This is a genomic window from Bradyrhizobium sp. 132 (genome assembly GCF_023074185.1).
Lineage (GTDB): Bacteria > Pseudomonadota > Alphaproteobacteria > Rhizobiales > Xanthobacteraceae > Bradyrhizobium.
Window position 1 is genome coordinate 1 of sequence record NZ_JADPKY010000131.1, and the last position, 24,087, is coordinate 24,087.

The following is a 24,087-nucleotide window of genomic DNA, read 5'->3' on the forward strand; positions in this document are numbered from 1 at the left end:
CGCTCGTCGGCACGAAGTTCTGGGCTCACAGAGATCAATCCGCCCTGCCCGCACTTTCGCGCCCGACGCTGCCGCGTCCACCGCAAGCCCGGCTCTACGACCATCACGACACATGGTCGCCCCTCAAGGGTGAGCCGGGATGGGCGACACATACGTCAAAACCGAATTTCGGTAAACGGAACCTTTTTCCCGGAGAGGATTGACGCACCCGCGACACAGGTCGCGCAATGAGACGCCTCGCGCAGAAGCAACAAGGGGCGATGCAAAACACCGCCCCTTGGCGCGATAGAGACTGCGGCGAAGACAGGCGCCTAATACGGTTGATAATAGCCACGTGGACCATAGTAGGGACCGCCGCCGTAATATCCCTGGCCGCCGTAATAAGGACCGGGGCCGTAATTATAGCGGTCCTCGTAGTACTCCTGGCGCCTGCTCTCCGCGATAGCGCCGCCGATCAGTCCTGCCGCCACGCCCATGAAGGCGAGGCCTGCAGCGTTCGGACCTCGTCGATAATAGCGGTGGCGGCGAGCAGCGCTGAAATCGGTGGCAGCCGGAGCGGCCGGGCCCGCTGCAGCGGCCTTGGGCGCGGGCGAGGTGGCAGCCGAAGGCGTGATAGAGGCCGTAATCAGAACAAGACTTGCGAAAGCTGCCAACACAAGGTTGCGGCTGGTTGCAGAAATCATCGGTCCCTTATTCATCTTGACCTTCCTCTGCTCGCTCAAAGCGACATAATCAAACGAGACATGATGCGCAAACCACTGAAATGGTTTCCTGATCGCGGCAATCTGTCACGCTTTGAACGATTGTAAACCGACGACCAAATCAATCTTGAACCATCCAACATGAGCGGATAATGAACAGCCGCGCCGTTTTTTTCGGTCGCCGTAAGCGTTTTACGTGAACCAACGCATCAACCGACGCCGTCGGGATCGATGCCATTTTCAGGTTCACCGTGACTGACCCGTCCTATTCCAAAGAGAAATCAGATGATTGCGGTTCGCAAACTGCCGGCGCGCTATGCGCCGATCGTGATGCCATTCGTGCTGTCCATCCTCATGACAGCCGTGGTGTCGGTCATTTCCACGCTTCGGAGCCTCGGCGCAACGCCGGCGTTCCTCGCGACGTGGCCGGGCGCCTGGGGGCTGTCATGGCTCGTCGCCTTTCCGACGCTGCTGATGGTGCTGCCACTGGTCCGCCGGATCGTGGCTAGCGTCGTCGCGGCTCCCTCCCAACCGGGCCGATAGAAGGCGCGGACGGCGGCGCATGACGCACGCCGTCCCGCTTTCGCGTGTCCTTACGATAGCGCGCCGAGCACGCCGCGCGTCGCCTTGTCGATCTCCTCGACATAGCGGCGTCGGACGAACGTCTCGGTGAGGAAGCCGACCACCTTGCGGCTGTCGGTGGAATCGACCACCGCGAGCATCTCGGCTTCCGCTTCGTCGAACACCGCCATCGCCGATTTCACGTTCATTTCCGGGATCAGCACGATCTCGGTCAGGCGGGCGAGCTCGATCACCTGGATCTCGTCGGCGATGGTGTCGAGGTCGCCGGAGAACAAATCGGGCAGCAGGACCAGCCCGACATATTCGTCCGCATTGTTGACGATGACGATACCGGGACGCGATCCCAGCGGGAATTCGCCGCGGACCGCCGCGATGGTCGTAGTCGACGGCACCTTGCCGACGTCGGAGCGCATCAGCCGCTCGACGGTGAGGTTGCGCAGCCAGCCGACATCGTTGGCGCTGCGGATGGTCTCGCCACGCAGATGCAGGCGCCAGGTCGAGAAGGAGTGTCCGAACATGAAGCGGACGCAGATCGAGGTGACGATGCAGCCGGCGAGCACCACGGCGGTGACGTCGACGTTGCGGGTCATCTCGAGCACGAGGAACGACATGGTCAAGGGACCGCCGACGATGGCGACGCCGAGCGTCGCCATGCCGGTCAGCATCGCGACCAGGGGGTCGATCACGAAGTTCGGGCTGATCAGCAACAGCACCGCGGAAAAGAACTTTCCGATCAGGCTGCCGACAAATAGCGAGGCAAAGAACAGCCCACCGCGGAAGCCCGAGGCGAGCGAGATCAGGCAGGCCGTCACCTTCAAGGCGATGATCAGCGCGATCAGGCCGATCGTCATGTCGTGAAAGAGATCGAGCACCATGGCGCCGTGGCCGGCCGCCAGCACCTGCGGTGTGACGATCGCAAAGCCGCCGACGATGAGGCCGCCGATCACCGGGCGCAGCCAGATCGGCATCCATTTGACCAGGCGCTCGAACATCGAGGACGAGCGCATCACGGCGATGCCGACGCCGCTGGTGACGAGTGCAAGCCCGATCAACGCGATATATTGCTCGACGCCGACAGCGCTGACCTTCGGTATTTCGAGCGAGTACGGTGCGCCGCCGAGCCATTGCGCGGTCAAGGCGCCGGCGAGCGAGGCCGCCAGGATCGGGGCGGCGCTGCCGACCGAATAGACGCCGACAATCAGCTCGCAGGCGTAGAAGGCCCCGGTGATCGGTGCACCGAACGCCGCCGCGATCGCAGCGGCAGCGCCGCAGCCGACGATCAGGCGCAGATCGTTGCGGCGCAGATTGAAGAACTTGCCGAACAGCGAGGCGATACCCGAGCCGATCTGGGTATAGCCGGCCTCGAGACCGACGGATGCGCCGCAGCCGTTCGAGATCAGCGTCTGGCTCGACACCACCAGGCTGTCGCGCATCGACAGATTGCCGCCGCGCAGCGCGTTCGCCTCGATCGGGTCGACCGCGTTGGAGATCTTCCACCGCCGCCGCCACCACTCCATGATACCGAGCGCCAGCCCGCCCAGCGCAGGCGCGATCAGCGCGGCCCAGGGGCTGACGCGCGCGTTGGCGGAAAGGCGGACGTCGATGGGAATGCCGTAGATCACCATATGAGCAATCTGCGCAATCTCGGCCATCAGCGTCACGACGGCGCCGGCAAGCGTGCCGATCACGAGGGCGAGCGGGATCAGATAGAATTCGTTGCTGCGCAGCAGCGCCCGCAGCCGAACCATGACGCGGTTCGTCCCCTTGCGATCGGTGAGATGTCTGATCCGAAGGAACACTCTCTGTCCGCCCTACTCTTCCGACATGCCGTAACCGGACATGCGCTGGCGGACCCGCTCGATCTCGGCGCTCGAAAGCAGCGGCGGCGCTCCGATCTGGAGGCAGCCGTGATATTGGCGCGCCAGTGTCTCCACCTCGACCGCGAGCCACATCGCCTTGTCCAGCGACTTGCCGACCGCGATCATGCCGTGATGGTCGAGCAGGCAGGCGAGCCGATCCTCCAGCGCCCGCACCGCATGTTCCGAGAGCTCGACCGTTCCGAAGGTGGCATAGGGCGCGCAGCGGATGCTGTCTCCGCCGGCGGCTGCGATCATGTAGTGCACGGGCGGGATCTCCATGCCCATGATCGCGAGGATGGTGCAATAGGTCGGATGAGCGTGGACGACGGCGTTGACGTCCTGCCGGGCCTTCAGGATGTCGAGGTGGAAGCGCCACTCGCTGGACGGCTTCTGACTGGGCGCATGTGAGCCGTCCATCGCCATGAAGACGATCTGGTCCGGCGTCATGGCGTCATAGGGCACGCTGGTCGGTGTGATCAGAAGCCCGTCCACATGGCGGACGCTGATATTGCCCGAGGTGCCCTGGTTGATGCCGAGCGCATTCATGCGGCGGCAGGCGCCGATGATGGCCTGTCTCTTGTCGAGCTCGTCCGCTGTCATCGAGATATCGAATTCCTGACGATGGGCGCTTGTTAGACGGGGAGTACGTCAAAGCAATGTGGCAGCGCAAGAGAAAGCAGACCGGATCGCCCGCGATCGCACCGGCGCTCTCGCCGCATCGTGAAATACTCATGAAAATCAACGCATTAACAGATTGTCACAGCCCTACGGCAAGCTCGGCCGGACGGCGGCGATCCCGTTGATCACGAACTGCACCGAATAGGCCGCGAGCAGCATGCCGAGCACCCGCGAAAGCACGGCGTTGCCGGTGCGCCCAAGGGTGCGCGCGATCATGTTCGCGGAGGCAAAGCAGAGCATGCAGATGAGGCAGACGCAGAGCACGACCGCGATGATGATCGCGAGCCTCGCCCCGTAGCCGGCATCGCCCGAAAGCAGCAGCGTGGTCGCGATCGCGCCGGGACCGGCCATCATCGGGATCGCCAGTGGGAATACCGCGACGTCGAAGGCATGCTCTGACGTCGCCTTGTCGGCCTCGCGGGCCTCGCGATGCGGACGGTCGCCGAAGATCATCTGGTAGGACACGCCGAACAGCAGCAGCCCGCCGGCGATCTGGAAGGCGGGGATGCCGATCCCGAGCTGGCGCAGGAGCCAGTTTCCGATCAGCGCGATCACCACCAGGATCGACGCCGCAATCAGCGGCGCGCGCAGCGCGATGGTGCGTTTGGTCTTGTCGGGCATGCCGCCGGTCGCGGCGAGGAAAGCCGGCGCAAGGCCCACGGGATCGACCACGAGCAACAGCGTCACGAAGGCCGACAGGGTGAAGTCGATCATGTCTCGGTGGGCTCCCTGGACGCAGGAACGATGGCTGGCGGACTGACTTAGCCCGGCAGAACCGCTTTGAAAATCACCGGAGATGCACAATGAGTGACAGTGGAATTGGAATGTTGCTGGGCCACCTCTCGGCCAATTTGCTCTGGCTCTGGTTCATCGGAGCCTTCCTGCTCGGTGCAGTTCTCGTCTATGGCGTGTCGAAATCGGGACGCCTGCGGCGCAGCGAGCGCGCACAGCTCGACCGCAACACTGAGGCGCGGCAGCAGCAGGAAGATCCTCATAAGCGCCCGACCTGAACGATCGCCGTGAGCGCAGGTTGCAGTTTGGAACTTTCGTTCTCGCAAAGGTTTTGATCGCCTGAGGATTGAGGAAGGCGATGCCTTTCCCGTGTCACCTCAAGAGGAGGATCTATGGCCAAACGAGCAAAGAAACGTACAACCAAGAAGACCGCGGCGCGGCGCCCGCGTCAGGCGCCGAAGATGTTGAGCGACTTGTTCCTGGAGACGCTGAAGGACATCTATTTCGCCGAGAACAAGATCATCAAGACCTTGCCCAAGATGGCCAAGGCTGCCAATTCGAAGCAGCTCGCGGCGGCTTTCAACAAGCATCTGCGCGAGACGCAGGGCCAGGTCAAACGTCTGGACCAGATCTTCAAGATGCTGGGCAAGCCGCCCCGCGGCAAGCCTTGCGAAGCGATCAACGGCATTACCGACGAAGGCGCCGAGATCATGAAGGAGTTCAAGAACGCTCCTGCGCTCGACGCCGGCCTGCTCGCAGCGGCGCAGGCGGTCGAGCACTATGAAATCTCCCGCTACGGCACCTTGCGCACCTGGGCCGAGGAGCTCGGCATGCAGGACGCAGCAAGATTGCTGCAGGCGACGCTGGACGAGGAAGAGGCGACCGACCACGCCCTGACCGAGCTCGCCACTTCCGTGATCAACCTCGAAGCGGAAGAGGAATACCGCAAAGCGGCCTGAGCCGCTCACGCCTGACAACGCAACGCCGCGGCCCGGAAGGCCGCGGCGCTTGTCTGTTCGGATCGCACGATCCGCATGGCACGTCCGCGCCGCCGGGCTGGAATTCCCGGGAACCAGCCCCATATGCAGCATTCCCCACCGCCGAGCCTGCATCATGCAACCCAAAAATCCCCTCGACTGGATGCTGTCCGAAGCCCTGGACCAGCTGACCCGCGCCGAACGGCTGCGTCAGCAGTTCGGCCGCCAGGAGGCCTGCTGGGAGCCGCCGATCGACGTGCTCGAAACCGAGCATGAGCTGCTGATCCTGGTCGCGCTTCCCGGCGTCAATCCCGACAATGTCGAGACTGTCATCCATGACGGCGTGCTCGTCATCTCCGGCCAGCGCACCCTTCCGCCGGAGCTTCGCAACGCCCGCATCCACCGGCTCGAGCTGCCGCAGGGCCGCTTCGAGCGGCGCATCGTGCTTCCCATTGGCCGCTACGCCATCAGCCGCTTCGTGATGGACGGCTGCGTCGCATTGCGCCTCGCCAAATCTTGAGGTCGATCATGGCCACCGAGCAAATGAATACCGCACAGACCAATCCGCAAGACACTTCCGACGTGAAGATTCCCGAAGACGCGCTGATCATCATCGCCGTGCGCGACATGGTGCTGTTTCCTGGCGCCATCGGGCCGATCGCGATCGCACGGCCGAAGTCGATCGCCGCCGCACAGCAGGCGCTGCGCGAGCAGCGGCCGATCGGCATCGTCCTGCAGCGCAGCCCCGAGACCGACGAGCCCGGGCCGGACGACCTCTACCGGGTCGCGACCATCGCCAACATCGTGCGCTACATCACCGCGCCCGACGGCACCCATCACATCGTCTGCCAGGGCGTGCAGCGCGCGCGCATCCTCGACTTCCTGCCGGGGACGCCGTTCCCGGCCGCGCGGATCCAGCAGATTCCGGAGCCGACTGCGAACTCGCCCGAGATCGAGGCGCGCGCGCTGAACCTGCAGCGCCTGGCCATCGAGGCCATCGAACTGCTGCCGCAGGCGCCGCCGGAGCTGGTCGCGATGTTCCAGAGCACCACCGCGCCCGGCGCGCTGGCCGACCTGGCGACCTCGTTCATGGACATCAAGGCGCAGGACAAGCAGGAGGTTTTGGAGACCATCGACCTCGCTTTGCGTGTCGAGAAGGTGTCGAAGCATCTGGCCGAACGGCTGGAGGTGCTACGCATCAGCAATGAAATCGGCCAGCAGACCCGCGCCAGCTTCGACGAACGGCAGCGCGAGGCGATCCTGCGCGAGCAGATGGCGACCATCCAGCGCCAGCTCGGCGAAGGCGACGGCAAGGCGGCCGAGGTCGCCGAGCTGACCGCTGCCATCGCCAAGGCCAACATGCCGCCCGAGGCGGATGCTCATGCGAAGAAGGAGCTGCGGCGCTACGAGCGCATGCCGGAGGCCGCCGGCGAAGCCGGCATGGTCCGTACCTATTTGGACTGGCTGATCGAGCTGCCCTGGGCGCTGCCCGCGGAGAAGCCGATCGACATCAAGGAAGCGCGCCGCATCCTCGACGCTGATCACTTTGGCCTGGAGAAGATCAAGACCCGGATCATCGAATACCTGGCGGTGCGCAAGCTCGCGCCGCAAGGCAAGGCGCCGATCCTGTGCTTCGTCGGGCCGCCCGGCGTCGGCAAGACCTCGCTCGGCCAATCCATCGCACGCGCGATGGATCGCCCCTTCGTGCGCGTCAGCCTCGGCGGCGTGCATGACGAGGCCGAGATCCGCGGCCACCGGCGCACCTATATCGGCGCGCTGCCCGGCAACATCATCCAGGGCATCAAGAAGGCCGGCACGCGGAACTGCGTCATGATGCTGGACGAGATCGACAAGATGGGCCGCGGCGTGCAGGGCGATCCTTCGGCTGCGATGCTGGAGGTGCTCGACCCCGAGCAGAACGGGACGTTCCGGGACAATTACCTGGGCGTGCCCTTCGACCTGTCGCGCGTGGTCTTCATCGCGACCGCCAACATGCTGGACCAGATCCCGAGTCCGCTGCTGGACCGCATGGAGCTGATCAGCCTCGCCGGCTACACCCAGGAAGAGAAGCTGGAAATCGCGCGGCGCTATCTGGTGCGGCGGCAGCTCGAGGCGAATGGCCTGACCGCCGAGCAGGCCGAGATCGAGCCGGAGGCGCTGAAGCTGGTGGTCAAGGGCTACACCCGCGAAGCCGGCGTGCGTAATCTCGAGCGCGAGATCGGCAAACTGTTTCGGCACGCCGCGGTGCAGGTCGCCGAGGGCACGGCTGTAAGGGTCGTCGTGACGCCGAAGGACATCGGCACCGTGCTCGGCCAGCCGCGCTTCGAGGGCGAGATCGCGCAGCGCACCAGCATTCCAGGTGTGGCCACCGGTCTTGCCTGGACGCCAGTCGGCGGCGACATCCTGTTCATCGAGGCTTCGCGCGTATCGGGCCGTGGCGGGATGATCCTGACCGGTCAGCTCGGCGAGGTCATGCGCGAGAGCGTGCAGGCTGCGATGACGCTGGTGAAGAGCAAAGCCTCGCAGCTCGGCATCGATCCGCAGCTGTTCGAGAAGAGCGACATCCACGTTCACGTGCCCGCAGGCGCGACCCCGAAGGACGGGCCGAGCGCGGGCGTTGCGATGTTCACGGCGCTGACGTCCCTGCTCACCAACCGCACGGTGCGCAGCGACACCGCCATGACCGGCGAGATCTCGCTGCGCGGCCTGGTGCTGCCGGTCGGCGGCATCAAGGAGAAGGTGGTGGCGGCCGCGGCTGCGGGCCTGAAGCGGGTGATGCTGCCGGCGCGCAATAAGCGGGACTACGACGAAATCCCGCAGAGCGCGCGGGACAACCTCGAATTCATCTGGCTGGAGCGCGTCGACGAGGCCATCGCCGCGGCGCTCGAGCCGGCCGACGCCAAGATCGAAGCGGCGGAGTGAATGCGATGAAGAAACTGCTGGGAAGAGCAAAGCGATCGCGGAAGACGCAGCGGCTACGCCAGTTGCTCGATCGCGCCATCGACGGGGTTCGCGATGCGCTGGCGGCGCCAGGACCGCGGCTTCAGCCGGTCCCGGTCCGGGTGAAGCGCCGCAAGGGTTGAGCCCTCCGTCTCAAGTCCTCGCGGCAGCCCCAAACAAAAGGCCCCCTCGCTCGAGGGGGCCTTTGCGCTATTAGCCCACGGCGTCCTTGGCCGCCTTGACCGGGCGGGCACGGACGATCTTCCGGGCCGGCTTGGCCTTGAACATCATCTCTTCACCCGTGAACGGGTTGGTGCCCTTGCGCGCCTTGGTGGCGGGCTTCTTGATGACCACGAATTTGGCGAAGCCCGGCACCAGGAACAGGCCGTTCTTCTTGAGCTCCTTGTGGCCGACTTCCGTCAGCGTCTCCATGACGCTCTTGACGTCGCGCTTGGAAAGCTCGGTGGTGGTCGCAATCTTTTCGATCAGCTGCGATTTGGACATTTGGGTTGGCATCGTGTCTCCTCTGATTCGTTGGCGGCTGCATATTAGACCAACCGGCGAAGGCCTATAGCCTTCTGCACAGTTTTGTCGCGGTTTTACGGGCTTTTTTGGCCCTCTGTGGCAAAAAACCCTGCATTTTAGCCACTTCCAGTGCGGAAGGAGCCTCGGGCAGCGGATTCTACCTTGTTTCAAAGGCCCGCACGCAGCCTTGCTAAAGCTGATTCGATGCTTTCGACAAGCGACGACCGGCCTCTTTGTGGAAGGCCGGTCGCGATTCACCCTAGAAAATAAGGCTAGACGCGCTCGATGATGACGGCCGGGGCCATGCCGCCGGCCGCGCACATGGTGACGAGACCGCGCTTGAGGCCGCGCCGTTCGAGCTCGTCCAGCACGGTGCCGATCAGGATCGAGCCCGTGGCGCCGATGGGATGGCCGAGTGCGATCGAGCCGCCATTGACGTTCACTTTGGCACGGTCGAGCTTGAGGTCGCGGATGTATTTTTCCGCAACCACGGCAAAGGCCTCGTTGATCTCGAACAGGTCGATGTCGTCCATGGTCAGTCCCGCCTTCCAGCACCTTGCGCGTCGCCGGCACCGGCGCGTTCAGCATCAGGGTCGGCGAGTCCCCCATGTTGGCCATCGCAACCACACGGGCGCGCGGCTTGAGCCCATGCGCCTTCGCGTAAGCAGGCGACGCGAGAAGGATTGCGGCCGCGCCATCGACGACACCGGACGAGTTGCCGGCATGGTGCATGAAGTCGATGTCGAGGTCGGGGTACTTCTGCAGGATGAGACCGCGATACGTCGTGCCCTTGTCGTCGATCGCATAGTCAGCAATGGCGGGGAATGCCGGCTTGAGCGCGCTCAACCCTTCCATCGTGGTCTGCGGCCGCGGATATTCTTCATGATCGAGCGCGAGGCTGCCGTCCTCACGATGCACCGGAACGAGGCTCTTCCTGAAGTGGCCGTTCGCCATCGCATGTGCTGCGCGCTTCTGGCTTTCGAGCCCGAGTGCGTTGACGTCCCTCCGCGTGATGCCTTCCATGGTCGCGATCGCGTCGGCGCAGACGCCCTGATGCGACTGCGGATGCCGCGCACGCAGGCGCAGATTACCGCTATCCATCATCATCGGACCGCCGCCGCGACGTCCTTCCATCGACATCATCTCGCAACCGCCGGCAATGACGAGGTCTTCCGCACCCGCCATGATCGAGCTTGCGGCCATGTTGACGCTGGTGATGCCGGAGCCGCAGAAGCGGTCGAGCGTCACGGCGCTCGCGCGCACGTCGTAGCCGGCATCCCGCCCCGACATGCGGCCGAGATCGCCGCCTTGCGTCGCGACCTGCGCGCTGCAGCCCCAGATGATGTCGTCGACGTCGGCTGTGTCGATCCCGGTGCGCTCGGCGAGCGCGCGCAGCACAGTTGCACCCAGCTGCTGCGGATGGATGCCCGAGAGCGCCCCCTTGCCGGCCTTGCCGACGCCGCGCGGGGTCCGGCAGGCATCGATGATGAGTGCGTCGGTCATTGGCGTTGTCCTCTTTTTGAATGGTTAGAGGCGTTTTGAATCAGGGGGCGAATGGAGTCAATGCGCGCTACCGGAACCCCTCGCCCCACCCCCGTCAGCGCCAGCCAAGTTCGTCGCGCCCCCGCAAGACGGGGCGAGGGAGAGCAATCACGCCCCCGCCGCGTTCTTCGCGATAACGTTGCGATAGAAACTGGCGCTGAGTTTCGGCGTACGGACCTGCGTGTCGAAATTGACGTGGTAGAGCCCAAAGCGCTTGTTGAGCCCGAACACCCATTCAAAGTTGTCCATCAGGCTCCAGAGGAAGTAGCCGCGCACCGGTACGCCTTCTGCGGTGGCGCGCTGAAGCTGGGCGAGATAGTTGCGCAAAAACATGATGCGGTCGGTGTCGTAGATCTTGCCGTCGGGCGTCACGACGTCTTCGCCGGAGGTGCCGTTCTCGCTGATATAGATCGCATCGGTCTTCCAGATTTTTGCAGCGAGCTTCGGCACCCAGTAGAGCGTCTCCGGGCCGACGCGCAGCCAGTCCGAATTCATGTGCGGGAACGATTTCGGGATCGGCAGTGGCATGAAGCCCGCGCCCTGGTCGGAGGCCACCACATAGTTCTGCGGCGCGTAGATGTTGAGGCCGAGGAAATCGACCGGCGAAGAGATGATCTTCAGCTCGGCATCGGTGTATTTCGGCGCGTCGCGCCCGGCGAACTTCAGGAAGGCGTCGGTGTACTGGCCCGTCATGATGACGTTGAGATAGCCGGCGTTCATCTCGCGCAGCGCGATCTCGGCGGCGCGGACGTTCTCGGGCGTGTCGATCGCAGGCGCGCAGGCATCGATGTTCTCGGCCGGCCCGACCCGGGTGCCGCGGCGGCCATAGGCGCGTACCGCCTGCACCGCGAGCCCATGCGCGAGCGCACTGTTGTGCCTGATCTGGTTGACCTCGGCTTGCGGCAGCGTCAGGCCCGGCGCATCGATGCCGATGCCGTATCCGAAATAGACGAAGCGGCCGCTCTCGTTCAGCGTGAACACGTTCTTGACGCGATCGGTGAGATGCTCGGCGACATAGGCTGCGTAGTCACCGAAGATCTTGCAGGTCTCCGTCGAGCGCCAGCCGCCGAAACGATCCTGAAGCGATTGCGGCAGGTCCCAATGATAGAGCGTCAGCCACGGCTCGATGCCGTTTTTGAGGAGCTCATCGACCAGGCGATTGTAGAAGTCGAGCCCCTTCGGATTCGGCTGGCCGTCGCCGTCCGGAAACACCCGCGGCCAGGCCACCGAGAAGCGATAGGCCTTGCAGCCAAGCTCCTTGATGAGCGCGATGTCCTCCTTGTACCGGTGATAATGCTCGTTGGCGCGGTCGCCGGTAGAGCCGTCCTCGATCTTGCCGGGGATACGGACGAACTTGTCCCAGATCGAGGGACCCCGCCCGTCCTCGTTGACCGCACCCTCGACCTGATAGGACGAGGTCGCCGTGCCCCAGAGGAAGCCCGCGGGAAAGCCGTCCATGCCTCGCGGCGCCGGTGCCCGCTTGATCTCGGCGGCCTCCAGAGGATTTGCCAGCCCGGCCGCGGACAATCCCGCGATTTTCGCGAACTGGCGACGCGAGACCTTGTCCGACATTGATGTTGCTCCGGGGTGATGCTCTTGCCGCGGCACCATGGCGAATCGCGGGTCGTTCGAGAAGCGGGCGAGCCGAGGGCTGAGGATGCAGAATTGCCGGATGCGACAACGCGGTCTGAAAGACCACCGCGATCGTCGGCCGACCTACTGAGGCCTGACGAGCGCCCCCAAGTCCATCCACTCCTCGTCCGTGTACCGGAACGGGTAGGAGATGGCTGACGCCGAAACAGGGAAAACGGGCCAGGCGGTCGAGGTCAATTCGACCTCGGACAAACTTTCGACGACCAGGCTTTCTGTACTGCCCGTGAAGTTGGCCGTGGCGACAGAATTGCCGAAAACATCCTGTGCCCATGTTAATTCGCCAAGCGGCGTGAGGTGAATGACCAGAAGCCTGAGATCGCGACTTTCGCGAGGGCGCAGCAAAAAACGATGGTGGTTCAGGCTGACTTGGCCTCCAAACCGGTACACGGTCTTGTGTGCCTTACGCCCAGAACCATCAAACCGCTCCCGCGCCGTCCATGTACGAACCCAGATGCCTGGACCTGGCCTGCGGGTTAGCTCAGAGTTCCCAGCCCAATCCGGAAAGGAAGGGGTCAGTTCCCTGCGAGACGCGGGCGCCGTATGCTTGCAGAATGCCATAACCCCCTCAGAATTTACGACCAAAGTTGCCAAATGTGATGTATGATGGAGCCATCGCCGCTCCGCTCCAGGCAATTGGCGGCGACTGAGAGTGCTTGCACTCCCGCCTTTTTGGGGAGGGCTGCTGTGGACCAGCTAGTGGGTGAGCCAGTTCGCAGCTTGAGGCCGCAGCGTCGGAGCAAACCAACCTAGAGAGCCTGATCAACTGCCTGCACGAGTCAAAGAGGAGAACGACCGGCTCACGGCGCGGATAAACGCTGGAGACTGTGGTAACCCCTTCCGCTTGACTAAGCGCCTGTCCTGACAAGACACAACGACTGCCCCCACGTGAGAGCAACTGTGAATTTCGAGGTAGATATATGTCGTATGCCTACAAGCTAAATGAAGACGTTCGCCATCAGCCCCAAGGTCCACAAGGACGTGCCGCAACTGATGAGCCGATGATTTACACCATCGTCCAGCATATGCCCATCGAGGCCGATGGACGTCTCCGATACCGCATCAAGTGCAAGTCGGAGAAGATTGAGCGAGTCGTTACGGAAGATCAGCTTTCATATTCGCAGTGATCTGCCGATGACGGAGTGCGTCGGACAAAATCGCGGGACTGCCCCTGAGTATCGGGAACGCGTCAGACAGGCTGCTGAGTGACCTGCTCTTGCAGTCGCCGAGCATGGTAGAGGGCGATCGTGTCTTCCGGAAAGTCGATCAAGAAAGCGGAGAGTTGAAACGAGGCGCTTTCGATAGCTTTCTGCTCTATTGATCGAAAAACGTCTTCCCAGCGCCGGCACATCGCGACCTCCTCCGGAAGAGCGTCCGGAAGTTCCGCGCGAAGTTCGCTGATGTCGACGGCGTCCGCGAAGCCTTTCGGGCTAATACGGTCGACGCTGCGGAACAGGAAGCGATCGGCGACACGCGCGCGGACGGCGGAGCTCACCAGGATTTGCGTGCCATAGTTCTTGTTGAGACCTTCCAGCCGCGAGCCAAGATTCACGGTCGCGCCGAGCGCGGTATAGTTCATTCGATCGTTGGAGCCGATATTTCCTACCACGGCGTCACCGACGTGAAGGCCAAAGCGGGTATGGTAGGGTGGCCACCCCTCTGCTGCGAACGCCCTGTTCAGCTCCTGATTGGCCTGGATGCAGGCCAACACGGCGCGGCAGGCGCCTGCCGTATGATCCGGATCCTCTGCCGGCGCGTTCCAGAATCCCATCAGGCCGTCACCGATGAACTTGTCGATGGTGCCGCGGTGACGCATGATCTCCTCCGAAAGGGCGGCGAAATAGCGCGACGTGTAAATCATCACTTGAGACGGGTCGGCCATCTCGGTTTTGGCTGTGAAGTCGGCGACGTCAGTGAACAGAACCGTAATTTCGCGCCGCGATCCGCCTAATTCGAGCGAGGCCTCGGTCTCGACCAATTGTCGCACGATCTGCTTCGGGACGTAGCTCGAAAAGCTCCGGACGACGCTGCGCATGGTGAAAACCGAGCGGCCGAGCTCGTCGATCTCAACGATGCTGGAGCGAACGCGCGGGCGATCGGCGATCTTGAATCGCTGGATCTCGTCGGTCTGGTCGGCGAGCTTGCGCAAGGGGCGCGCGATCAGAGAGCCGAGCCAGAACGCAAACGGCAAAGTCGCACCGACGAAAGCGAGCGCCAGCGCAAACAGAGAGCGTCGCTCGGAGAGAATCTCGCCGTAGAACTCGTCGAGAGGCGCGACCTCCGCCAGCCTGACGTCGGCGTCTCCCGTCGACTGCACGCGATGGAAACCGGCCAGGTAGGTTCGCCCGGCCTTGTCGACGAAGATCTGCTGTGAGGGACCTCCTCGCCGCCAGGCCTCGATTGCGGGCATCAGGCCGGGCACGTCCAGCGCTGCCAAAGTCGGAAGCTCCTGGCCCGCGCCCATCAGGCGCCTCATCTCCGGATGTCCGACGACCCGATTGGAATCATCGAACAGGAACGCAAGACCGGACTTGCCCAGCTTCTGTTGCGCCAGCATGTCCTCGAACGTGTTGAGAAGAATGTCGCCGGCGACGGCTCCGGAACGCCCTGCCCCGAGAGGTACCCGCAGGGTGTAACCGGGCTCGCCGGTCGCAAAGAACACGTAGGGGCCGGTCAGAAGCGTCTTGTCCACCTTGAACGCCTCGACATACCACGGGCGCTGTCTGGGGTCGTAGTCGGTTGGCTCAGTCCTTGTGCTCACCGCATCCAGCGTCTCGGACAAATAGATCGTCGAAAAATTGATCCGACCGCTGCGCTGTATCACCACCAGGCGGAAGGCGGCCTCGTCCGCGACTTTCAAGCTCGCCCTGAAGGCCGGCGAGGCGCGATCGATGACGTCCATTTCGAGGAACGATCCGTCATCATAGCCGACATAGAGATTGAATAGCTGCGGATTGTTGCGCAGCATGGAGGCCAGCACGGCATAAAGGCGCGGGTTGTCGACGATGTCCGCCGAACGGATCGACGGAAGCCCGGCGAGTATCCTCAGATTGTCACGCACGTTGGTGAACTGCTCGTCGACGTGATCGGCGCCGAGCTGGGCGACCTTCTCGATGAAGCCAGTCGCGGCGTTGTAAGTGATCCTCGTCACCCGTTCGAAGCTGAGCCAGACAAGAGATAGTCCGACTGCGAGCACGACTCCGACGAATACGGCAATAATCGAGGTCCGGAAGCCGACCCGGAAGCGACGGGCGTTAGGCGGTTTTTCGCCTGCCATCGGAGCTACCTTCGCTCTCAATATTGCGGGCCAGAGGCTTCGCCGAAGCGGAGGGTGCCTCCGGAGCGATCGAGAAGGTCGCCCAGATGCTCCACCCTTGCGGGCGATTCTCGGGCTCGATATCCTCGTAAGCCTTGAGATCGCGCCGCTTCCATTTTCTGCCCGCTTCTATTTCTCGTTGTATTTCAACGATAAGGTAAAATCGCCCTCCTGTGACGTCCAGTTTGTGCCAAATGTTCGAAAAGCAGCGATTGCTGGAAAACGCGGAAAATTTTTGGCGATGTTGATCCAAATCAAACTGCGGCGCGACGCATCGCCGCGCCGTTCGAAACATGCCCGAGTTGCAAAGCGTGCCTCAATAGCGACGCCGGATAATGCAATATAGTCGCCGACGGCGCGGTTTGAATCGAGCGGGATCTGACAATGGCAGGATTTGCCTTGCTGCAGACGCATGAGATCAAAGGGTTCGAGGAATTCAGAGAAGTCGTTGCTGGCGCGCCTCGCGAGGTGGTCCAGATTCAAAAAGGAATGCTCTCCGGCCGCCTCTCGCACGCATTGATCGACGGTCTGCGCATTGACACCGCCAGCTTCAATCTTGGTCTCAGAACGAAGGGTGTTTCCGGCGCGGATGGCGTCGTCATCGGCATGCTCGCGGACAGCACCGATCGTGTGACGCGCTTCTCTTACGAATCCTGCCCGGGAGACGTTTTGGTCACGCCGCCCGGTACTGAGCATGAGAACCGTTATTATGGCGGCAGCAAAGTCATCATTGCCTCGATACGATCCGAAGACATCAGTTCGTCGTTTGCCTGCGAAGGTGAGCTGAGCGATCCCGCTGCGTGGCGAAGAAGCCATTACAAGGGAAATGCCCACACGGTTCAGAGTGTTGTCCCTCGCCTGCAGTCCCTGGTGGCAAGGCTCGGCAACGCGTCACTGACGGCCGAATCCGCCGATTTCTGGAAGCGCGCGGTTATCGAAGCGATGAGTGCCAACATCGTCCAAGGCCGGTCGTCGGAACGTGACGGTCCGCGGCCGTCTGCGTTGAAGATCGTACGGCAGGTCGAGGAGTATCTCGACGAGGCCGGCCCGGGGCCGGTCCATATCTCCAAAATTTGCAGCTACATGCATCTGCCGCGGCGCACGCTGCATCGCGCCTTTCAGGAGGCACTCGGTATCGGCCCGATCGCCTTTCTCAAGCACCGGCGGCTTTGTTCGGTCCACGCGGCTCTCCGCCTGCCAAGGGATAGCAGGACGATCTCGGACATTGCCCTGCACTATGGCTTCCAGAGTCTCGGCCGATTCTCCGGCCACTATCATCGAATGTTCGGCGAATATCCCTCCGAGACGAGGCGTGCGCTTCGAACCCACATCAAAACGGCAGCCCCCGAATAGAAAGCCCGCAGCCTTAGCGGGCTGGGGCTCAATGCGATCAGCGCGAACGCTTCGGCAACTTCGGGAGCTTGTCGGGATTGAACGCCGGTGCTTGCCCGGTTCGTTCACGTGCGGGCGGCTGCTGTTCCGTAAGAATGAGCGTGCCCTGGAGGATCATTCCCGGCACCTGTGCTGCCGTCGCCGTGTAGGTCCCGACCTTGCCGGGGCAGTTTCCTTCGATGTCCAGCGTGAGCTCATCGTCGACGCCGAAGACCGTTGCACGTCCGTCGGTATGGCGCTTCGTCGACACCGTGGCGGTGAAGCGATCTCCATCGACCTTGCAGGAGCCGTGATATGTCATCAGGCTGTCGCAGCCCCAGATTTGTCCGTCTGCGACATGAACGATCCCCGTCCCCTGGTCGAGCGGCGTCTTGTACCACGCCGAATAGGTGCCGTCCTTCAGCATGGGAGCAGTCTCCGTTGGCAGTCCCTCCTGAATAATCCGCATGATTAGCGCTAACAAAGCGTTAATCGCGCAGCCCGTGCCAATCCGCGGTGTCCCTGCGCAGCTCGGCTTCCAGGTCTTCGATGATGCTGTGAAGCAGGCAGGCGGCAAGCGGATCGGTCACTTCGCGCTCCAAACGCCTGTAACGCGCGATCTGGAATTCCAGCTCTCTCAACTGGTGCTCTGTCATCGGACGGGCCCTCCGACAAATCGACTCAGAGACAGCCGAACAGTTTCGTTAAAGTTTTCCGATCATTTACCATGGTTTCCGAGCGGTTAAGGGCGAGGCCGTGCCGACTTTGGCTTGGAAAAGTGGAGTTGGCCGCCGTCTCAGACGTCACGGCACGTCGCCGCTGCGACTTCCACCGATGCTGTGCGGCTTGTTGAGGAAGAACTCCCGGTTACCGAGAGCGGCTTCCGCATACTGATCGATCGCGACCTGGATGGCCTCGATGTGCATGCGGCACCAGCCTTCGAAGCAAGACAGGCGGCGCGCCTGATCGAGAGCCTTCAGGAACTCCGGCGGCTCCTGCATGTCGGAGAAGTAGCTCGGCCTCTGTCCTTTCATGCCCGTGCCGCCTCGCGCGGCGGAACGAGACGACGCCTCTCAAGACGAAGGCGCAGCGCCATCGGCCGTCGGCGGGGAATGAAAAGGCTGGCGACGACGATCGGGTCGGTGTCACCGAGAGCGGCCCGCTCCTGGACCAGCTCGCTCATCACCGTGCGCATCTTCATGACTTCCCCGGCGACGAAGGCGCAATCTTCGTCCCTGTTGATTTGCTCGTGCATGATAGCTTCAGCCTCACGCATGCTGACACGTAATGCCCTGATTATTCTGCGGATTTCATTGATGCGGTTGTCCATGGCTCGCTCCCTTGGCTGGACGACCAGCATAAGAACAAAACATGAACATGGAGTCAATCGGCCTGAGGTAGAACAGAACCGGGGTGACACGCGCTCGGGGCGGCAAAAACCCCGGCCTCCTCGTCACCCATAAGCCCCTGGGCGTCCTGCCAGGATCAGAACGTCACCCGCATCCCCGCATAGAACGCACGCGGCCGTGCCGGGCTGAGCGAGCGCGGGTCAGTGAACTCGGCGCCGCCATTGGTGAAGTTGGGCAGCGCTTCCCTGTCGAAGAAGGTGCCGAGCGTCGAGTAGCGATTGTCGAAAATGTTGGCTACGCGACCATAGATCTGGAGGTTCTTGGTAACTTGGTAGGAGGTGTTGAGATTGAACACGGCGTAAGATGGCAGCTTCGGAAACTGGTTGGACTCGTCGCCGACGAAATACTGGCTCGAGACGAAGAGCGCGTCACCCCCGACCTTCCAGACATCGGTCACGGAATATTCGACGCTGGCCTTAAGGAGATGGCGCGGCAGGCGCGGAATCTGGTTACCCGGCAGGACCTGGATGTTGCCGTCGCCGTCGGCAAACGGGCTCTCCGAGCCAAGCTGCAGCGCATCGAGAAAGCGTGCATCGAGGAACGCATAGCTCGCCTGGAACTGAAGCACGTTCGACTTCAGGCTCACCTCGGCTTCGATACCCTGCCTGCGTGTCCGGCCGACGTTCTGGAAGAAGCCAAAGCCCGTCAACCCCGGAACTGGCGTCGCGAGGATGTCGTCGTAGTTGGTCGCGCGGTAGGCACCGATTTTCCAACCGAGCGATCCGATGTTCAATTCCTTTGTGCCGCGGAAACCCGCTTCGAACGTCTTGGATACGACTTGCTGAAGTGGGGGATCAGCGATCAGGAACTGCCCGATGATGCACGGCCTTGCCGGATCGGCGCAGCCGAGTTCGAGTGGCGTCGGCACCCGGTTGGCTTCGGAATAGCCTGCATAGGCGGTCACTTCGGACGTGATCTTGTAGGTGCCGCCGATGATCGGATTGAACCGATCATAATTGTGATCGCCATTGAGCGCGGTGCCAAGCTGGTCCATCAGCGAGATATGGGCCGCATTGAACCGCCCGCCTGCCGTGACCGCAAACCGATCGTCCACATTGAACGTGTCGAGCGCATAGAGTCCCTGGTATTGGTTGACGGTGCGAAGCGACACGGGGCCGACCGACGTCGGGGCGCCGGACGGACCGAGGAATATCCCGCTGCCGGTGACGACATAGTTCGTGCCTGTCGTTCCCAAGTCGGCGCTACCGTTGAAGCGCGTGCTGCTGACATCATAACTTGCGCCGATCACGAGGCGGTTCTCATGACCGAACAGCTGATCGCTGTTGGTCGCCTGCCCGGATACGCCAAAGGTGGTCGATCTCGTGCTGGTGCGATCGACCTCGCTGAGTACGGCGCCCGGCGTAAAGGGATTGGCGAGCTGAACGCCATTCAGGCCAAAAGCCGGGACCGTATCATCGCCAAAGCACAGGAGGGTTGGATCAGCACAAGACTGGGCGTCGGTGGGGTTTCCGTCCACAGTGTTCTGTTTGAAGCCCCGCAAATGCGCCGTGCCCTCAAAGGTCCAGGTCGGCGTCGCCTCCACCTTGGCGGTCAGGTTGAGATAGCCGACCTTGTTGGAAATGGTCTGCGGCGTTGTATAGGTCGCGCCCCAATATTGCTGGAGCAATTCGGCCGGAACGGTGCTGGGTCCCGCCAGGGAATTGTTGGCGACGCCCATGTTGAGGTGAAATTCGTTGCCTTCAAAGCGATAGCCGACATCGCCATAGAAGCGCCGGACGTCCGATGACGAGAAATTGCGGAAGCCGGTGTCATGGATGCCTTCGAGTGCTCCGTAGACTGCCCAGTTGTTGTCGACCTGCTTGCCCCATTGTGCAGAGCCCTGGATGCGGCCGAACGAGCCGCCCATGACGTCGATCTCGGCACCTTGATAGTTGAAGCCGTTCTTCATCTGCAGATCGATGGCGCCGCCGAGCGCATTGAGGCCGAACGCGGGGTTGTTGGTCACGACCAGCGCCGATCGGATCGCAACCGTCGGAATCAGATCCCAATTGACCGTGTCGGAAAACGCCTCGTTAATGCGCACGCCGTTCTGGTAAACGGCGAGGCCCTGCGGCGTGCCGGCCAGAGGTGAAGCGACGAAGCCGCGAAACTGCACATCGGGCTGGAATGGATTACCGGTCACTTCGTTGATGCTGACACCAGGCACATACTGCTGCAGGGCGTCGGCGATATTCGGCGAGCGGGTGCGCCTGATCTGGTTTGCATCGACCGCGTTGATGCTGGCTGGAATCTTGTCGACTTCGATGCTGCCGCCGGCTCCGGGCGACGTCGGGTAGACGTAAATGCGGGTCCTGGGGCTGGCGGATGACGGCGCTCCGATGCGCGCGACCGGGCGTGGTGGCGCACTGCGCCTCACAGTCGGCGGCGGTGGCGCCGTGATCTCGACCGCGGGCAGGTTCTGGACGTTGGTCTCCTCGTCCTGCGCAGCACCCGCAGGGATCGCGAAAACCAGCCCCGACATCAGCCCCGTCGACACCGAGGCCATCCACAAACGACGCATGCTACTCAGCTTGCCCATCCCTGCCGTCCCATCCGTGACCACCGGCTGTTTTGATTTTCGCCGTTTGGTTGAGACGAGTGTAATCGGCGGCCGTTGGCGCGCCAGCCACAAAAGGTCGGGCGACATTCGCACCCGTTTTCCCGACAAAATCGGGAATTTTTCCCGATTGTATCTGGCGCGATCACGCCGCCGCCGTCGGAACCAGCGCCTCCACGGTCAGACCGCCATCGCCGGAGACGACGTTGAGCGTGCCGCCCAGCGCCAGTATCCGCTCGCGCATCCCGACCAGGCCGAAGCCGAGCTTATGGCCCGGCTCCATGCCGCGGCCATTGTCGCTGACCCGCACCCGGGCGCAGCCACGGCCATCGGCCGCCGCCTGCTCCGCCGGCTCGATGAGGACATTGACCGAGGTCGCGCCGGCGTGGCGGAACACGTTGGTGAGCGCCTCCTGCACGATGCGGTAGATCGTGAGGTCGGCGGTCTCCCCCGTGACGCCAAGCGCCGGCGAGATCACGGTCTCGATGGCGACATCGGGATGCGACTCCCGCCACAGCCGCGACAGCGATTCCAGCGCCTGGCGCAGGCCGAGCTCGGCAAGTCCGACGGGCCGGAGCCGCTCCAGCACGCGGCGATTGAACTGCTGAAGCGCGTTGATCTGCTCCATCATCGCGCTGCCGTGTTTTCGCACGGCCTCCGCACTCGGCGCGCGCCCGTCCGCCTGCTTTGCCAGCGCGCTCGCATGTGCGCGCAGCGAGAACAGATATGGCCCGAACTCGTCATGGAGCTCGCGCGCGATCTCCTTGCGCTCGACGTCCTGGAGCGACACCGCTCGCTCGGCGAGGCGCCGCTTGTCCTCGACGGCCTCGCTGAGCGTTGCCGCAAGATGGTTGAGCTTGGTGCAGATCGCGGCGAGCTCCGGTGCGCCGCCCGGCGTGACGCGCGCCTGATAGCGCCCGTCTTCGAGCTCGGCCATCACATCCGCCAGGGACTGGAGCGGCGCCAGGGCGCGGCCGACCACATTCATCATCACCAGGAACAGCGCGAGCGCGATCCCCGAGCCGACCTCGAGCTGGGTCACGATGGCGTCCCAGATCTCGGCGATCTCGTCGTCGGGATGCGAGGTGATCAGCAGCGAGCCCGGCTTACCGTGGATCGAGACGGGCACGCTCACCGCGGTCTGCTCGGGATGAACCAGGCCGACGAACCAGGCCGGCGGCCCGCGCGTGTCGTCATCGGCGTCGGCCCGGGGCTGCGTCAGCGGCTTGCCGCTTTCGTCCCGAAGCGCGATGCTGACATGGCGCAGGCGGCTGAGGTCGCGCGCGATCTGATTCAGCCTGGTGTCCGGATCGGGCGCCTCGTTGAGATCGGCAACGATCATCCCGATGAATTCGCGCGCGAGCCGGATCACGCTCTGGTCCTCGGCCTGCACGCGCGGCCCGGCTTCCGCGACCTGCCGGCCGATATTGACGGCGAGCCCCAGTGCCAGCAGCAGCGCCAGCAGCAGATTGATGCGCCCGCGCAAGGATAGATTTTGCCACATTGGTGTCGCCCGTGCCCCCGCGAAGGTTGGCCTGCGCCTGTCCGATGACGTTGACAGAGGCGAAGCGCCCGATATCTAATCGAAAGCGTACAGCAATCCCGGCCGGGCGCGAAACAGGCCAAGACGCTGTCGCGAGGAACGCCTATGCGCATTTTGATCGTCGACGATCATCCCATCGTCGCCTCCGGCTGCCGTGCCGTGCTAGCCGACGAGGGCGAGATCGAGATTTTGGAGGCCGCCGACGCCGAAGACGGCGAGTGCGTCTTCATCGTCGAGCGCCCCGACCTCTCCATCATCGACATCAACCTGCCGACCGTGTCCGGCTTCGAGCTCGCGCGCCGCATCCTCGAGCGCGCGCCCGAGGCCCGAATCATCATGTTCAGCATGAACGACGACCCTGCCTTTGCCGCGCGCGCGATCGAGTGCGGCGCCAAGGGCTACGTCTCCAAGACCGGCGACCCCGACGATCTCGTCGAGGCGATCCGCACCGTCGGCAGCGGCGGCACCTATCTGCCGAGCGCGATCGCGCGCAGCATCGCCTTTGCGGGACCCGCGCTGGCGCAAAGCCCGCTGTCGAAGCTCAACGCGCGCGAGATGGAGATTTTGCGGCTGCTCAGCGCCGGAAAGAGCCTGTCCGAGATCGCCTGGCTGGTGCAGTCGTCCTACAAGACTGTTGCCAACACCTCGTCCATCATGCGCCAGAAGCTTGGGGTGAAGACCTCGGTCGAGCTGGTGCGGCTGGCGATCGACAGCGGCGTGGCCTGACGGCCGCCACGAATTCGGTCACACAAGCATTGCAATCCTGATGTGGTTTGACGCCACGGAGCTAACGGCATGACGATTCAGACTGTCTCGACCAATACTTCCTATGGCGGCGTGCAAGGCGTGTACCGCCATGCGAGCCAGGCGACCGGAACCGATATGACGTTCTCGGTCTATGTTCCCCCGCATGCGGCTGGCGCCAAGCTGCCCGTGGTTTGGTATCTCTCCGGCCTCACCTGCACACATGCCAACGTCACCGAGAAGGGCGAATTCCGCAAAGCCTGCGCCGAGCTCGGCCTGATCTTCGTCGCGCCCGACACCAGCCCGCGCGGGCCCGACGTGCCGGGCGATGCCAACAATGCCTATGATTTCGGCCTGGGCGCCGGCTTCTATGTCGACGCGACGGAAGCGCCGTTTTCACGCAACTATCGCATGTGGAGCTACGTCACCGACGAACTGCCAAAACTCGTGGCGGAGAATTTTCCGGTCGATGCCAAGCGCCAATCGGTGATGGGCCATTCGATGGGTGGCCACGGCGCGCTGACGGTCGCGCTGCGCAACCCGCACCGTTTTCGCGCGGCCAGCGCCTTCGCCCCGATCGTGGCGCCGTCGCTTGTGCCCTGGGGCATCAAGGCGCTGACCGGCTATCTCGGTCCCAACAAGGACGCCTGGCGCAGCCACGACACGGTGGCGCTGATCGAGGACGGCGCGAAGTTTTCGGGCTTTCTGGTCGACGTCGGCGAGGCCGATAACTTTTTGAAGGAGCAGCTTCGTCCCGAATTGCTGCAGGCGGCCTGTGCCAAGGCCAACATCCCGCTGACGCTGCGGCGGCAGGCGGGCTACGACCACAGCTATTATTTCATCTCGACCTTCATGGGCGATCATCTGCACTGGCATGCGGAAAGATTGAAGGGATGATGGCTTCTTTCCTTCTCCCCTTCTTGTGAGAGAAGCGAAGCGCCGGACGAGTGGTTGTGTCCGC

The 24,087-nt window shown here is 63.1% G+C and carries 25 protein-coding genes and 1 pseudogene; 10 read left to right on the top strand and 16 right to left on the bottom strand.

Going from position 1 to position 24,087, the window contains the following annotated elements; genetic code table 11:
• Nucleotides 1–203: hypothetical protein (locus tag IVA74_RS27405; RefSeq protein ID WP_247349533.1), on the top strand; the 203-nt coding region annotated here is incomplete at its 5' end.
• 108 nt (nucleotides 204–311) lie between these two features.
• Here IVA74_RS27405 and IVA74_RS27410 read toward each other — a convergent pair.
• Complete coding sequence (locus IVA74_RS27410; protein ID WP_247349534.1) at nucleotides 312–698, bottom strand: hypothetical protein; 387 nt, start codon at nucleotides 696–698, stop codon at nucleotides 312–314.
• A gap of 288 nt (nucleotides 699–986) precedes the next feature.
• On the opposite strand from IVA74_RS27410, the gene IVA74_RS27415 reads away from it, so the two are divergent.
• Nucleotides 987–1,244: a DUF2798 domain-containing protein gene (locus tag IVA74_RS27415; RefSeq protein ID WP_247349536.1), complete on the top strand. Its 258-nt coding sequence runs from the start codon at nucleotides 987–989 to the stop codon at nucleotides 1,242–1,244.
• Nucleotides 1,245–1,294: 50 nt separating this feature from the next.
• Here IVA74_RS27415 and IVA74_RS27420 read toward each other — a convergent pair whose 3' ends face one another.
• The 3 genes from IVA74_RS27420 to IVA74_RS27430 form a co-directional block, all read right to left on the bottom strand.
• On the bottom strand, nucleotides 1,295–3,082 hold the full coding sequence (locus tag IVA74_RS27420; protein WP_247349537.1) for a chloride channel protein: 1,788 nt from the start codon (nucleotides 3,080–3,082) through the stop codon (nucleotides 1,295–1,297).
• 12 nt (nucleotides 3,083–3,094) lie between these two features.
• A complete protein-coding gene (locus tag IVA74_RS27425; protein WP_247349538.1) occupies nucleotides 3,095–3,742 on the bottom strand; it encodes an L-fuculose-phosphate aldolase in 648 nt (215 codons plus the stop codon).
• Between the two features lie 165 nt (nucleotides 3,743–3,907).
• On the bottom strand, nucleotides 3,908–4,534 hold the full coding sequence (locus IVA74_RS27430; protein ID WP_247349539.1) for a MarC family protein: 627 nt from the start codon (nucleotides 4,532–4,534) through the stop codon (nucleotides 3,908–3,910).
• Nucleotides 4,535–4,623: 89 nt separating this feature from the next.
• On the opposite strand from IVA74_RS27430, the gene IVA74_RS27435 reads away from it, so the two are divergent.
• The 5 genes from IVA74_RS27435 to IVA74_RS27455 all read left to right on the top strand — a co-directional run bounded on the left by IVA74_RS27435 (nucleotide 4,624) and on the right by IVA74_RS27455 (nucleotide 8,612).
• On the top strand, nucleotides 4,624–4,830 hold the full coding sequence (locus IVA74_RS27435) for a hypothetical protein (RefSeq protein WP_247349540.1): 207 nt from the start codon (nucleotides 4,624–4,626) through the stop codon (nucleotides 4,828–4,830).
• A 114-nt stretch (nucleotides 4,831–4,944) separates the two neighbouring features.
• A complete protein-coding gene (locus tag IVA74_RS27440; protein ID WP_247349541.1) occupies nucleotides 4,945–5,511 on the top strand; it encodes a DUF892 family protein in 567 nt (188 codons plus the stop codon).
• 154 nt (nucleotides 5,512–5,665) lie between these two features.
• Nucleotides 5,666–6,049, top strand: coding sequence for an Hsp20/alpha crystallin family protein (locus IVA74_RS27445; RefSeq protein ID WP_247349542.1), 384 nt, complete (start codon nucleotides 5,666–5,668; stop codon nucleotides 6,047–6,049).
• Nucleotides 6,050–6,057: 8 nt separating this feature from the next.
• On the top strand, nucleotides 6,058–8,451 hold the full coding sequence (gene lon, locus IVA74_RS27450; RefSeq protein ID WP_247349543.1) for an endopeptidase La: 2,394 nt from the start codon (nucleotides 6,058–6,060) through the stop codon (nucleotides 8,449–8,451).
• Nucleotides 8,452–8,456: 5 nt separating this feature from the next.
• On the top strand, nucleotides 8,457–8,612 hold the full coding sequence (locus tag IVA74_RS27455) for a hypothetical protein (RefSeq protein ID WP_247349544.1): 156 nt from the start codon (nucleotides 8,457–8,459) through the stop codon (nucleotides 8,610–8,612).
• Between the two features lie 70 nt (nucleotides 8,613–8,682).
• Here the strand turns inward: IVA74_RS27455 and IVA74_RS27460 are convergent, their stop codons facing one another.
• The 6 genes and pseudogenes from IVA74_RS27460 to IVA74_RS27485 all read right to left on the bottom strand — a co-directional run bounded on the left by IVA74_RS27460 (nucleotide 8,683) and on the right by IVA74_RS27485 (nucleotide 15,916).
• Nucleotides 8,683–8,985: an HU family DNA-binding protein gene (locus IVA74_RS27460; protein WP_247349545.1), complete on the bottom strand. Its 303-nt coding sequence runs from the start codon at nucleotides 8,983–8,985 to the stop codon at nucleotides 8,683–8,685.
• 281 nt (nucleotides 8,986–9,266) lie between these two features.
• Nucleotides 9,267–10,497: pseudogene (locus IVA74_RS27465) on the bottom strand (acetyl-CoA C-acetyltransferase).
• A 147-nt stretch (nucleotides 10,498–10,644) separates the two neighbouring features.
• Nucleotides 10,645–12,108, bottom strand: a complete 1,464-nt coding sequence (locus tag IVA74_RS27470) for a GH1 family beta-glucosidase (RefSeq protein WP_247349547.1) — start codon at nucleotides 12,106–12,108, stop codon at nucleotides 10,645–10,647.
• Between the two features lie 144 nt (nucleotides 12,109–12,252).
• The gene (locus IVA74_RS27475; protein WP_247349549.1) at nucleotides 12,253–12,576 is read right to left on the bottom strand and encodes a transglutaminase N-terminal domain-containing protein; all 324 of its coding nucleotides are present in this window, start codon (nucleotides 12,574–12,576) and stop codon (nucleotides 12,253–12,255) included.
• A gap of 799 nt (nucleotides 12,577–13,375) precedes the next feature.
• Nucleotides 13,376–15,463, bottom strand: a complete 2,088-nt coding sequence (locus IVA74_RS27480) for an adenylate/guanylate cyclase domain-containing protein (RefSeq protein WP_247349550.1) — start codon at nucleotides 15,461–15,463, stop codon at nucleotides 13,376–13,378.
• A gap of 168 nt (nucleotides 15,464–15,631) precedes the next feature.
• The gene (locus IVA74_RS27485) at nucleotides 15,632–15,916 is read right to left on the bottom strand and encodes a hypothetical protein (protein WP_247349551.1); all 285 of its coding nucleotides are present in this window, start codon (nucleotides 15,914–15,916) and stop codon (nucleotides 15,632–15,634) included.
• Between IVA74_RS27485 and IVA74_RS27490 the strand changes: the two genes are divergently transcribed.
• A complete protein-coding gene (locus tag IVA74_RS27490; protein WP_247349552.1) occupies nucleotides 15,887–16,855 on the top strand; it encodes an AraC family transcriptional regulator in 969 nt (322 codons plus the stop codon). The two genes, IVA74_RS27485 and IVA74_RS27490, sit on opposite strands and share 30 nt — an antisense overlap.
• Before the next feature lie 37 nt (nucleotides 16,856–16,892).
• Here the strand turns inward: IVA74_RS27490 and IVA74_RS27495 are convergent, their stop codons facing one another.
• The 6 genes from IVA74_RS27495 to IVA74_RS27520 all read right to left on the bottom strand — a co-directional run bounded on the left by IVA74_RS27495 (nucleotide 16,893) and on the right by IVA74_RS27520 (nucleotide 22,343).
• Nucleotides 16,893–17,300, bottom strand: a complete 408-nt coding sequence (locus tag IVA74_RS27495) for a hypothetical protein (protein WP_247349553.1) — start codon at nucleotides 17,298–17,300, stop codon at nucleotides 16,893–16,895.
• Between the two features lie 61 nt (nucleotides 17,301–17,361).
• On the bottom strand, nucleotides 17,362–17,529 hold the full coding sequence (locus IVA74_RS27500) for a hypothetical protein (protein ID WP_247349554.1): 168 nt from the start codon (nucleotides 17,527–17,529) through the stop codon (nucleotides 17,362–17,364).
• Nucleotides 17,530–17,676: 147 nt separating this feature from the next.
• Complete coding sequence (locus IVA74_RS27505; protein ID WP_247349555.1) at nucleotides 17,677–17,907, bottom strand: hypothetical protein; 231 nt, start codon at nucleotides 17,905–17,907, stop codon at nucleotides 17,677–17,679.
• Nucleotides 17,904–18,203, bottom strand: coding sequence for a hypothetical protein (locus IVA74_RS27510; RefSeq protein ID WP_247349556.1), 300 nt, complete (start codon nucleotides 18,201–18,203; stop codon nucleotides 17,904–17,906). The genes IVA74_RS27505 and IVA74_RS27510 overlap by 4 nt, the downstream gene beginning before the upstream one ends.
• Nucleotides 18,204–18,358: 155 nt before the next feature.
• Nucleotides 18,359–20,821 carry a TonB-dependent receptor gene (locus tag IVA74_RS27515; RefSeq protein WP_247349557.1) on the bottom strand — a complete coding sequence of 821 codons (2,463 nt, stop codon included), beginning with the start codon at nucleotides 20,819–20,821 and terminating at the stop codon, nucleotides 18,359–18,361.
• A 163-nt stretch (nucleotides 20,822–20,984) separates the two neighbouring features.
• Nucleotides 20,985–22,343 (bottom strand): histidine kinase, encoded by a 1,359-nt coding sequence (locus IVA74_RS27520; protein ID WP_247349559.1) that lies wholly within the window; start codon nucleotides 22,341–22,343, stop codon nucleotides 20,985–20,987.
• Nucleotides 22,344–22,487: 144 nt separating this feature from the next.
• On the opposite strand from IVA74_RS27520, the gene IVA74_RS27525 reads away from it, so the two are divergent.
• Together IVA74_RS27525 and fghA are read left to right on the top strand one after the other, a co-directional pair.
• The gene (locus IVA74_RS27525; RefSeq protein ID WP_007612921.1) at nucleotides 22,488–23,108 is read left to right on the top strand and encodes a response regulator transcription factor; all 621 of its coding nucleotides are present in this window, start codon (nucleotides 22,488–22,490) and stop codon (nucleotides 23,106–23,108) included.
• Between the two features lie 69 nt (nucleotides 23,109–23,177).
• Nucleotides 23,178–24,023: an S-formylglutathione hydrolase gene (fghA, locus tag IVA74_RS27530; protein ID WP_247349560.1), complete on the top strand. Its 846-nt coding sequence runs from the start codon at nucleotides 23,178–23,180 to the stop codon at nucleotides 24,021–24,023.
• The last annotated feature ends 64 nt before the right edge of the window (nucleotides 24,024–24,087 follow it).